Consider the following 12,127-nt stretch of genomic DNA (forward strand, 5'->3'; position numbering starts at 1 on the left):
CTCCACCTCTTTATTAGGATTCTCGAAGTGCAGTGGAAATATACCTAGTTACATCACTCGTTTAAACATTTTTTCTAATTCATATGTTGAAAAATGAACAATAATCGGTCGTCCATGTGGACATGTAAACGGATCCGTTGTTTTTCTTAAATCTTCTAGTAACCGGAACATATCGTCATGATTTAAATAATGATTCGCCTTAATGGAACGTTTACAAGACATTAGTATCGCCGCTTCCTCACGAATAGACTCGATATTAATACGTTCATCTTGCATAATTTGTTCAATCATCTCTCGGATAACCTCTTCTTCAAAACCTGTAGGGAACCAATTCGGATACGATCTAATAATATAAGATTGGTTTCCGAACGATTCAAAAAACAATCCTACTTTTTCTAAATCTTCTTGATAGTGTTCAATAAAAATTGCTTCTTGTTTTGAAAAATCGAACGTAAGTGGAATGAGTAGTTCTTGCACCTCATTAGTTGTTTTCCCTAGCTTTTTCTTGAAAAATTCATACTTGATTCTTTCTTGAGCTGCGTGCTGATCTATCATGTAAAAACCATTTTCATTTTGAGCAAGTATATACGTACCATGAAGCTGTCCAATTGGATACATCGTTGGTACACGTTCCTCAGGAGCAAAGACTTCCTCCTTTGTTATCTCAATCTGTTCTTCCACTACTTGTTCAACGGTCTCACTATCATTTGTGACCCCGACTTCTTCCTTGTTGAATTCGTTGGTCTGATTTTTAAATCCGTATGGATCTGGTTGTATACTAGATTTTTCTTGTACTAGCCCTGTTCGGTTCCATGTATCTTCTTTTGCTATCGGCTTAGCCGTATCAAAGTCTATTGTATTTTGGTAGGATTGTCTTGGTTTTTCTATTGGTTTTTGAGGAATCTCAGGAATAAGTCTTGTTTGTCTAAACGTTTTACGGATTAACTCTTCTACTAACAAATACAACTCTTTATCCTTACTAAATCTAGCTTCTAGTTTTGTTGGATGAACATTGACATCTACTAAAATCGGGTCCATTTCAATTTGTAAAACTACTATCGGTGAGCGGCCAATAGGTAATAAAGTATGATATCCTCGGATAATAGCCTGTGTTAATGGAATGCTTTTAATAAACCTACCATTCAAAATAATGGATACATAGGATCTTGATGCTCTTGTAATTTCGGGTTTTGCGATATACCCACTTACTTTAAAATCTAATGTCTCTTCTTCTACAGGTAACATTTTCCTTGCTACACCCATTCCATAGATTTGAGCAATAACCTGAAGTAAGTCCCCCGTACCTGGAGTCTTAAATAATGGTTTGCCGTTATGTGTTGCTTCAAACCGTACTTCTGGATGAGAAAGAGCTAATCTATTTAATAAATCGGTAATATGACCGAGTTCCGTATGAATAGTTTTCATATACTTTAATCGGGCTGGAGTATTATAAAATAAGTCAGAAACGGTTATTTCAGTACCCTTTCTAGCATCACTTTTACCACGGTCCACTACGTTTCCGCCTTCTAAGGATAAAAAAGTACCTGCACTATCTCCTTGAGACGTTTTAATTTCTAAGCGGCTGACAGAAGCAATACTAGCAAGTGCTTCACCGCGGAATCCTAGTGTCTGTACATGAAATAAATCGGATTCGTTCCGTATCTTACTCGTTGCATGACGAAGGAAGGCTCTTTCTACGTCATCCTCCGCCATTCCTTCTCCATCATCGGTAATTCTAATTAGTTCAAGTCCTGCTTCGTTTACATCAACCTTAATCCACGTACTTCCAGCATCTATGCTGTTTTCGACTAATTCCTTCACAACTGATGCTGGTCGTTCCACTACTTCACCTGCAGCAATTTTATTCGCTAAAGCATCAGGCATTTGATAAATTTTCATTAGAAAGAACCCTTTCTATCTTTAACTACTTTGTTTTCCATTTTTGTTTGGCTAGTTTCTGCAAGCGATGTAATTCATTCATCGCTTCCAATGGTGTCATATCGAATAAATCAAGTTCATTCAATCCCTTGATAATACTTTCTTCATCATCATTTAACGTTTTATTATTTTCCGTCACGTTTTCTTCTATAAAAAATGATAATTGATCTGATGTTCCCTCACTTACTTCACCGTTATTACCATCTACTTTAGAACCTTTACTTTCGAGCTGATTTAATATAACACTTGCGCGATTTATTAAATTTTCCGGAAGGCTCGCTAACTTCGCAACATGAATTCCATAACTTTTGTCTGCTGCGCCTTCTTTAATTTGATGTAAAAATACAACATTACCCTCATATTCTTCTGCTCGAACGTGTACATTACTTAACTTAGGTAAACTATCCTCAAGGGCTGTTAACTCGTGATAATGTGTTGAGAATAAAGTCTTAGCTTTAACATTATGATGAATATATTCAACGATTGCTTGGGCAAGTGCCATACCATCATACGTACTTGTTCCTCTACCAATCTCATCCAGTAAGATTAAGCTTCGATTAGTTGCATGTTCAATCGCATGGTTGGTTTCTAACATCTCCACCATGAATGTACTTTGCCCAGACACAAGATCATCTGCGGCACCAATTCGTGTAAATATCTGATCGAATATCATTAATTCCGCTTCATCACATGGAACAAAACAACCAACTTGTCCCATTATAGCGATTAACGCTAGCTGTCTCATATACGTACTTTTACCTGACATATTTGGCCCAGTAATTAATAACATACTTTTCTTTTCGTCAAGCTCTACATCATTAGGGACAAATGTACCATCATCCATTACTTTTTCTATAACCGGGTGACGTCCATTTTTAATATGGAGTCGATTATCTGTAAAGCTTGGACGATGATAATTATTTGCTTCACTAACAGTGGCAAATGCTTGTAAAACATCAATTTTGCTCACAATGTCTGCAAGGGTTTGAATTCTAGGAATCTTTGATTTAATTTGTTCACGTATCTCCGTAAACAGTGTGTATTCTAAATCAACACTTTTTTCTTCTGCTTCTAAAATTAATTGTTCTTTTTCTTTTAATTCTGGGGTAATAAACCGTTCGGCATTCGTTAATGTTTGTTTACGTTCATATCTACCTTCTGGTAAAAGGTGGAGGTTAGCCTTCGTAACTTCTATATAGTAACCAAATACTCGGTTAAAACCTATTTTCAGAGATTTAATATTAGTTTCCTGTTTTTCTCTTTGTTCTAATTCCGCAATCCACTTTTTGCCGTTTCGAGAAGCATCTCGATAACTGTCCAACTGATCATTATATCCGTCTTTAATAATCGATCCCTCTTTTATCGATATCGGCGGTTCTTCAGCAATACTTGTTTCCAGTATACGAACAATGTCCTCAGGATAATCTAGTTCGTTCGCTAAATTTACAATCTCTTGATTATCTATTGTTACCAATAATTCTTTGATTTCTGGAATTCTATTTAGAGATTTTTTAAGCTGTATAAGATCTCGTGCATTTACATTTCCAAATGCAATTCGTCCTGCTAACCGTTCTAAATCATAAACAGACTTCAGACTATCTCGTAATGCATCTCGCTCCATGAATGCGTGGTAAAAGCCTTCTACTGCTTCTAGACGATTTTCGATTAAGACTTTATCTAGTAAGGGTCGTTCTAACCATTTTTTAAGCATTCTTGACCCCATAGCAGTTACTGTTTTATCTAACACCCAAAGCAGGCTACCATGACGCTTGTTTCTTAAGATGGTCTCCGTTAGCTCTAGATTTCGTTTAGAATACATATCTAATGATAAATACTGATCCAGTTCTAACACTTCTGCTCGTTTCAGATGGTCTAGTGAGCGCTTTTGAGTAAATTGCACATAATTTAACAGACGACTAAAAGCTTTGACCAATCGCTCATCATTTAGATTTTCACAGATATCACGGTACTCCCCATTGAATGTCACTTCATCCTGGTATGAGAGCGTAATTTGTAAGCGATCCTTCAATTGCTTTTGCAGTACTTCCGGTAAGTTAGATGAAATGACAATTTCTTTAATTGGTTGGTTATATAATTCGTGAATGACACGATCAAAGCTTACCTCTACATGCGCAATTCTGCTTTCTCCTGTAGATAAATCAAGGTATACCACAACAAAGGAGCCATCCCCAAAATGGGATACACTAGCAATGTAATTATTATTTCGTTCATTTAACATGGTACTTTCCATTACAGTTCCAGGAGTAATTAGTTGTACAACTTCTCTTTTGACAACTCCCTTTGCTGTTTTAGGATCTTCTACCTGTTCGCAAATGGCTACTTTATACCCTTTTTCAACTAAGTTTTTTATATAGTTTTCAGCAGAATGGTATGGGACTCCACACATTGGAATCTTTTCATCTTGTCCCGCATCCCGCTTGGTTAGAGTGATTTCTAATTCTCTAGAGGCATTTATTGCATCCTCAAAGAACATCTCATAAAAGTCACCTAGTCTAAAAAATAAAAATGCATCTTGATAATCTGCTTTAATTGTTAAATATTGTTCCATCATTGGTGTATATTTTGCCATTACAAAATCCTCCAAAAGCCTACATATTATTCTAGTATTATATCATAAAATGTATTATTACGATTGCATCTAGCGTTTTTTACCTTGCGGGTTAAATGTTATTATCTTCAAAAAAAAACTTACGAGGAACATCCCCCGTAAGTTTTGTTAATCTTTATTTCTGCTTGCTGAGCTACTCTCTAAAAAGTCTGGGTTTAAATTGCCTAACTCATCCTCCGTTACAGCGTAATCCCAGCTTTCATCGTCATCGTGCGATTGATGACCTTTTGTGCTAACTTTAACAAATACTTTAGTTTCACCAACTACTTGAACTAGAAATTCTCGTTCGATGTCGACAAGTACCTTATTACCTTGATTTGCAATTCTACATTCCAGACAATTAGGTTGTTGAAGGACCTTACAAATTACATCATAATCATCATTAATGCAATTTTCATCTAACACTCCTAATGGAATGTAATCACAATATGTTACCCTTTCTGTCACGACTTCAGTTTTTGTATTATCATTATAAGAATACCAAATGTTAATGTCATAGCTTCCATTAACCTCAATGGTATCTTCGGATTTTTTCTTTGCATTATATAGATGATTAATCACCCAACATCCCAGTATACTTGTAGGTCTATGTGATGGCGAAACAGAATGAGTAGCTTGCGTAAATTTTTTACCTTTTCCGATAACCGCTTTTGTGATAATTTCTCGATAGTCTTTATCTAGAAAGCTCATAGTTACGTTTACCTCCTCTTTTTTCATAGTCATTTTATGCAAGACAAATACCTAAAGTGCATAATGAATCTATGAAAGGTGAAGAAAGTAGTAAAAATATAGGCATAAACCGTTACACAACAGGAATTGCAGGGATACTATTTACTCGAAATTAAATCTTTGTAATAAAAAATCCGAACGAATTCGAATGGAATTCTTGTTCGGATTTCTTGTTTAGTACAAAATTAATGGTCGCAGCCTACACTATTTTGCTCACCAGAAGCCGTCTTACCTGATAGCGGATCTCCGCCAGTTGATTCGATTACTTGATTCGTAACCTCTCTCGCTATCGTTCCTGATACAAGCTGTAGCACATCATTAACAACGATTTGCGTTTCCTTAAATTCCTGTACAATGGGAATTTCATCAATTTCTGCTTGAAGGCGATCAATTTCTTCTTCAATTCTCTTTAGAGCTTCTCTTTTTTCGTATGCTTGGAAATTAACCGCTTGTTTTTGCAAAGTCTTTATCTTTTGAATTAACTTTTGAACCTTCTTGTTTTCGTTAATTTTTGCTTCCACTTGCTTAAATCGATCGATTTCTTCTGTATTAGCAAGCATGTTAGCTAATCTTTTTGCTTCTTCCAGTATGTCTGTGCGTGTATATTGAGTCATTTATTTCACCTCTACCGTATTTTCCACCATGACTCCATTTAGGGACCATGTTTTTGTTTCTGTAATTTTGACATCGACTATCTTTCCAATCGATGATTTAGGGCCTTTAAAGTTTACTAGTTTATTCTTTTCGGTATAACCCGCAAGAATATTAGGATCCTTTTTGCTTTCCCCTTCAACAAGTACTTTAACGGTTTTGCCTTCATATGATTTCATAGATGCAGCTGACTGTTTATTCACTAATTCATTTAAACGGTACAAGCGCTGTTTTTTCACTTCTTCTGGAACATCGTCTTTCTTTTTAGCAGCTGGAGTACCTTCTCTTGGTGAATAAATAAATGTATATGCTGCTTCAAAGCCAACCTCTTCCACCAAGGTCATCGTTTCTTCAAACTGTTCGTCAGTCTCATTTGGGAAACCAACAATGATATCGGTTGTAAGTGTTGCATTTGGAATAGCTTCTCGAATTTTGCGAACCACTTCCAGATAATCCTCACGTGTATACTTTCGGTTCATAAGCTTAAGAACTTCACTACTACCAGATTGAACAGGTAAGTGAATATGATCTAATAAATTTCCACCTTTTGCAAGGACTTCAATTAGATGGTCATCAAAATCCCTTGGATGAGACGTAGTGAATCGAATACGTGGAATATCGATTTTACGAATGTCGTCCATTAAGTCTCCAAATCGATAGTCAATGTCTTCAAAGTCTTTTCCATAGGCATTTACATTTTGACCTAATAAAGTTACTTCTTGATATCCCTCTGCCGCAAGATGACGTATCTCCTGGATGATATCGTCTGGTCGACGACTTCTTTCTTTCCCACGGGTCATCGGTACGATACAGTAAGTACAAAACTTATCACAGCCATACATGATATTAACCCATGCTTTAATTTTACCCTTACGAGCCTTAGGGAGATTTTCGATAATATCTCCTTCTTTAGACCATACTTCCACCACTTGCTCTTTACCAAACATCGCTTCCTGTACTAAGTTCGGTAACCGATGAATATTATGTGTACCAAATACTAAATCAATATGTTGGTGCTTCTTCATAATTCTATCAACAACTGATTCTTCTTGAGACATACAGCCACAGACACCTAGAATTAAATCAGGTTTTTCTGTTTTCAACGGTTTCAAGTGTCCGATTTCACCAAACACCTTGTTCTCTGCATTCTCCCTAATCGCACACGTATTGAGTAAGATGAGATCGGCTTCACTGGTCTCAGTAGTTGACTCATATCCCATTTCTGAAAGAATACCTGCCATGACCTCAGTATCATGTTCATTCATTTGGCAACCGTATGTACGGATTAAGAACTTTTTACCTTTTCCTATTTCTTGCATTTCTTCAGGAATTTGAAAGTCATAATGAAATTGAACTTCTTCTCTACGTCGCTTTCTTGCTTTCTTTAAATCTGGTGGCTGATAACTAGTTTGAAAATATTTCGCTATCAATTCATCACTAGAAATCTTTTTAATTCGTTCCATATTATCCTGTTCGGATTCTGTATCCATAGAATTAACCTGGTTAATTTGCGCTTGAGCGAGTCTTTGTTGTTCATTCATTAAGCAATCTCCTTTCTATCAGGAAAAATGTTATGTATGGGCATTCATTATTACAGTATAAAGCTTTTCAATCATTTTAACAATAAATGTGAAAATTCGTCACATATAAGTGCATTTATATTATGCAAAAATGATGTAAGTAGGTACCCTTCTGATACTAGCAGGGATAGTTCCATCCATAAATCGAGGCAATCTATTTCGCCAAATAAAAAAGTGCTACGCATATTCGCGTAACACTATGTAAAACGCTTACCGGGGTTCTACAATTAGTTTAATTGCTGTTCTCTCCTCATTATCAATCATTATATCCGTAAAAGCTGGGATACAGATAAGATCGACACCACTAGGTGCTACAAATCCTCGAGCGATCGCAACTGCTTTAACGGCCTGGTTCAACGCACCAGCACCGATAGCCTGAATTTCTGCTGTGCCACGTTCGCGTAATACATTCGCAAGTGCTCCCGCTACTGAATTTGGATTTGATTTTGCTGAGACTTTTAATATTTCCACTACTAGTACCTCCTTCATTTGCTATTATAGTTCTATAGCTACTATATTCTTTTCATCGTAAGCTTATAACCATATTATGCATCAAGAATTCAAAAAATTCAAATTTCCTGGAGGTGACCTTCTAGTCTAGATAAGGATTATCCTCATTTATCATGATTCTATCAATTTTTGTTGCTCTTCCATTTTGTTCATTGATAGTAACAATTACACCGTTTAGTTGTGTCCTACCTTCTTTGTCCGGTTCAAAGCGAACTGGTAAACTAGTTAGAAATTTCTTAATGACGGCATCTCGCTCGACACCTAATATTCCATCATATGGTCCTGTCATCCCTACATCCGTAATATATGCAGTTCCACTTGGTAAAATGCGATTATCTGCTGTTTGTGTGTGCGTATGTGTTCCAACTACAGCACTTACTCGGCCATCAACATACCAACCCATAGCTTGCTTTTCACTAGTTGCTTCCGCATGGAAGTCTAAGAATATAATATTGGTTCTTTTTTTGGCTTCTTTAATTAATTCGTCAACCTTTCTAAACGGATCATCAATTGCGGGTAGAAAGGTACGACCTTGTAAGTTCATAATTGCTAATTCCGTACCGTTCATATTAATAAATGTGAGACCCTTGCCCGGAGTTCCAACAGGAAAATTCGCAGGACGAATTAGATTTTTAGCATCATCAATAAATTCGAAGATGTCCTTTTTGTCCCATGTATGATTACCCATCGTGATAACATTTGCTCCCAATCCCATAAATTGTTTATAGATTTTTTCGGTAATTCCTTTACCGGAGGCTGCATTTTCACCATTTATAATGATAGCATTTGGTTTATATTTATCTTTCAGCTTTGGAAGGTATTCCTGTACCATATCTCTTCCTGGTGAACCAAATACATCGCCAATAAATAATATTTTCATTCTCGTAATCATCCTAACATATATATAAAATGTACCTTTAAGTTTTTCACAAAGAGACTATAATGTCAAAATATATTATGGAACAAACAAAAAAGTGAGGGAATAATATCCCCCACTTACGCAGTTCATTATTATTTTGCATATTCTACTGCTCTTGTTTCACGTATAACAGTCACTTTGATATGACCTGGGTAATCAAGCTCACTCTCAATACGTTTACGAATATCTCGTGCAATGCGAGCAGAATCAATATCATCTATTTCATCTGGCTTCACCATAATTCGAATCTCTCTACCTGCTTGAATTGCAAATGATTTTTCTACACCTGCAAATGATTCAGAAATTTCCTCAAGCTTTTCAAGTCGCTTGATATAATTTTCTAATGTCTCACTTCTCGCTCCAGGACGCGCAGCGGATAAAGCATCTGCTGCTGCCACTAGTACGGAAATAACGGAAGTAGGTTCTTCATCACCATGGTGAGAAGCAATCGCATTAATGACTACTTCGTGTTCTTTGTATTTAATAGCTAGCTCCTTACCGATCTCAACGTGGCTTCCTTCTACTTCATGATCAATTGCTTTCCCAATATCATGAAGTAATCCGGCTCTTCTTGCTAATCTTACATCTTCACCTAATTCAGCAGCAAGTAAACCTGATAAATAGGCTACTTCTGTCGAATGCTTTAACACATTTTGACCATAGCTTGTACGGTATTTTAAGCGACCAAGAATCTTAATTAGATCCGGATGTAGACCATGTACACCAACTTCAAATGTTGTTTCTTCTCCAACCTCTCGTATATACTCGTCAACCTCACGTCTAGCCTTATCCACCATTTCCTCGATACGAGCAGGGTGAATTCTGCCATCCTGTACTAGTTTCTCTAAAGCTATACGAGCTGTTTCTCTACGAACTGGGTCAAAACCAGACAGTATGACTGCTTCTGGTGTATCATCAATGATTAAATCGATTCCTGTTAACGTCTCTAATGTACGAATGTTTCGACCTTCACGACCAATAATACGACCTTTCATTTCATCATTTGGAAGATTTACAACGGATACAGTTGTCTCAGCAACGTGGTCTGCAGCACAGCGTTGAAGGGCTAGAGACAAGATATTTTTTGCTTTCTTATCTGCCTCTTCTTTCGCACGATTTTCAGCCTCTTTTACCATGATAGCTGTTTCATGTGCAAGTTCCTTTTCAAGTCGCTCTAAAATAATACTTCTAGCCTGATCAGTAGTATAACCGGAAATGCGTTCAAGCTCAGATTGCTGCTCTTGTAAAATTGCTTCCACTTTGCTTTCCATTTCTTCAATTTGTTGTTGTTTTTCTGTAAGCGATTGGTCACGTTTTTCTAGGCTGAGTTCACGCTTATCAAGTGTTTCACTTTTTCTATCCAGATTTTCTTCTCTTTGCATCAGGCGATTTTCTTGCTTTTGTACTTCAGAACGACGTTCACGTAATTCTTGCTCTGTCTGCTGACGAAGGCGATGATTTTCATCCTTCGCCTCAAGAAGCGCCTCTTTTTTGGCGGCATCTGCATTTCGATGTGCTTCTTCAACTATTTGCTTCGCTAAATTTTCCGCACTTGAGATTTTAGCTTCCGCAATAGATTTACGAATCAGATAACCAACAAACAAACCGACTACAAGGAAAAATACGGCAAGCAAAATGGAGATGAGTAGATTAAAGTCTTCCACGTTTTCACCTCCTCTTGCTATAAAATTGTTTTTCGGTTCATTCATTTAAAATGTCGGCATGTACCATATTCAATGAATAATTTTCTAATCGTATAATAAAAGTTAAAATTATACATACTAATTTTATCTTTACGTAAAAATAATGTCAAGGAATCGACATAAATTAAGTAAATATTCGTCACTTTAAATAGCAATTGTAACTTTTATACTGGGTCTAGAGACCTAAACCCCTCCATGTTCAAAAAAGGTCTGTACCAGCAGTAGGTACAGACCTTTCAAAATCGTATAACATATTTAATATGTCAACAATTTCTATTTAAACATCCAATGTCTCTTGTGTTGCTTCTTCTTCTACCGTTGCATCTACACTGCCATCGAGTCCATAATGATCACGAATTGCTTGATGAACTTCCGACATTATTTCTGGATTTTCCTTTAGAAATTCTTTTGCGTTCTCTCTTCCTTGGCCAAGTCTTTCACCTTGGTAAGCATACCAAGCACCACTTTTTTGAACAATATCTAAATCAGATCCTATATCAAGTATTTCCCCTTCAATTGAAATACCTTCACCGTACATGATATCGACTTCAGCAGTTTTGAATGGTGGTGCAACTTTATTTTTAACCACTTTAATTTTTGCTCTATTTCCAATCATCTCATTACCTTGTTTTAAGGTTTCAGCACGACGAACTTCCAGTCTTACAGACGAATAGAATTTAAGAGCGCGCCCACCAGGAGTTGTTTCTGGATTACCGAACATGACACCGATTTTCTCACGAACCTGGTTAATGAAAATTGCTGTTGTTTTTGATTTGTTAATAGCACCTGATAGTTTACGAAGGGCTTGTGACATAAGTCTTGCTTGTAGACCCATGTGAGAATCTCCCATCTCACCCTCAATTTCTGCTTTTGGAACTAATGCAGCAACTGAGTCAACAACAAGTACATCAACAGCTCCACTACGAACTAGTGCTTCTGCTATTTCTAACGCTTGTTCCCCAGTATCCGGTTGAGATAGTAATAATTCATCGATATTAACACCTAATGCTCTTGCATATGTTGGGTCAAGTGCATGTTCCGCATCAATAAAAGCAGCTTGACCGCCTTGCTTCTGTGCTTCAGCAATAGCGTGTAGAGCCACAGTTGTTTTACCTGAAGATTCTGGACCATAAATTTCAATAATTCTTCCTTTTGGATAACCACCGATACCTAATGCAATATCTAAAGCTAGAGAACCACTAGATGTCGTTTCTATTTTTTGACCAGCATTTTCTCCTAATTTCATAATGGAACCTTTACCGAACTGTTTTTCTATCTGTTTTAAAGCCATGTCTAAGGCTTGTTTTCTATCACTCAACGATACTACCTCCTTAAATTAACTATATCTATCATACATTGTTTTTTTCATTTTGCCAAGTAAAAAATCGAATAAATGTTCTCATTTTTTCACGTGTCGTATCTCATAAAAATTCGATTATAGGATGTGTAACCATACCTATAATCGAAT

General features: G+C 36.6%; 9 protein-coding genes. All 9 read right to left on the reverse strand.

Features of this window, described 5'->3' with window-relative positions; genetic code table 11:
- Positions 1–48 precede the first annotated feature (48 nt).
- Entirely contained in the window at positions 49–1,899 is a 1,851-nt protein-coding gene (gene mutL, locus G5W_RS0100550) for a DNA mismatch repair endonuclease MutL (protein ID WP_010093285.1), read from the reverse strand.
- Between the two features lie 25 nt (positions 1,900–1,924).
- Positions 1,925–4,528, reverse strand: coding sequence for a DNA mismatch repair protein MutS (gene mutS / locus G5W_RS0100555; protein ID WP_010093287.1), 2,604 nt, complete (start codon positions 4,526–4,528; stop codon positions 1,925–1,927).
- 147 nt (positions 4,529–4,675) lie between these two features.
- Entirely contained in the window at positions 4,676–5,257 is a 582-nt protein-coding gene (cotE, locus tag G5W_RS0100560; protein WP_010093289.1) for an outer spore coat protein CotE, read from the reverse strand.
- Positions 5,258–5,481: 224 nt separating this feature from the next.
- Complete coding sequence (locus G5W_RS0100565) at positions 5,482–5,910, reverse strand: YlbF/YmcA family competence regulator (RefSeq protein WP_010093291.1); 429 nt, start codon at positions 5,908–5,910, stop codon at positions 5,482–5,484.
- Positions 5,911–7,488 (reverse strand): tRNA (N6-isopentenyl adenosine(37)-C2)-methylthiotransferase MiaB, encoded by a 1,578-nt coding sequence (gene miaB / locus G5W_RS0100570; protein WP_010093293.1) that lies wholly within the window; start codon positions 7,486–7,488, stop codon positions 5,911–5,913.
- 249 nt (positions 7,489–7,737) lie between these two features.
- Positions 7,738–7,998 carry a stage V sporulation protein SpoVS gene (gene spoVS, locus G5W_RS0100575; RefSeq protein ID WP_010093295.1) on the reverse strand — a complete coding sequence of 87 codons (261 nt, stop codon included), beginning with the start codon at positions 7,996–7,998 and terminating at the stop codon, positions 7,738–7,740.
- A gap of 121 nt (positions 7,999–8,119) precedes the next feature.
- A complete protein-coding gene (locus tag G5W_RS0100580) occupies positions 8,120–8,917 on the reverse strand; it encodes a TIGR00282 family metallophosphoesterase (protein ID WP_010093297.1) in 798 nt (265 codons plus the stop codon).
- A 131-nt stretch (positions 8,918–9,048) separates the two neighbouring features.
- Positions 9,049–10,665 carry a ribonuclease Y gene (gene rny / locus G5W_RS0100585; RefSeq protein WP_050801628.1) on the reverse strand — a complete coding sequence of 539 codons (1,617 nt, stop codon included), beginning with the start codon at positions 10,663–10,665 and terminating at the stop codon, positions 9,049–9,051.
- A 271-nt stretch (positions 10,666–10,936) separates the two neighbouring features.
- A complete protein-coding gene (recA, locus tag G5W_RS0100590; protein WP_010093301.1) occupies positions 10,937–11,977 on the reverse strand; it encodes a recombinase RecA in 1,041 nt (346 codons plus the stop codon).
- Between the last annotated feature and the right edge of the window lie 150 nt (positions 11,978–12,127).

The organism is Ornithinibacillus scapharcae TW25, from assembly GCF_000190475.1.
In the GTDB taxonomy this organism is placed as follows: Bacteria; Bacillota; Bacilli; order Bacillales; family Amphibacillaceae; genus Ornithinibacillus; species Ornithinibacillus scapharcae.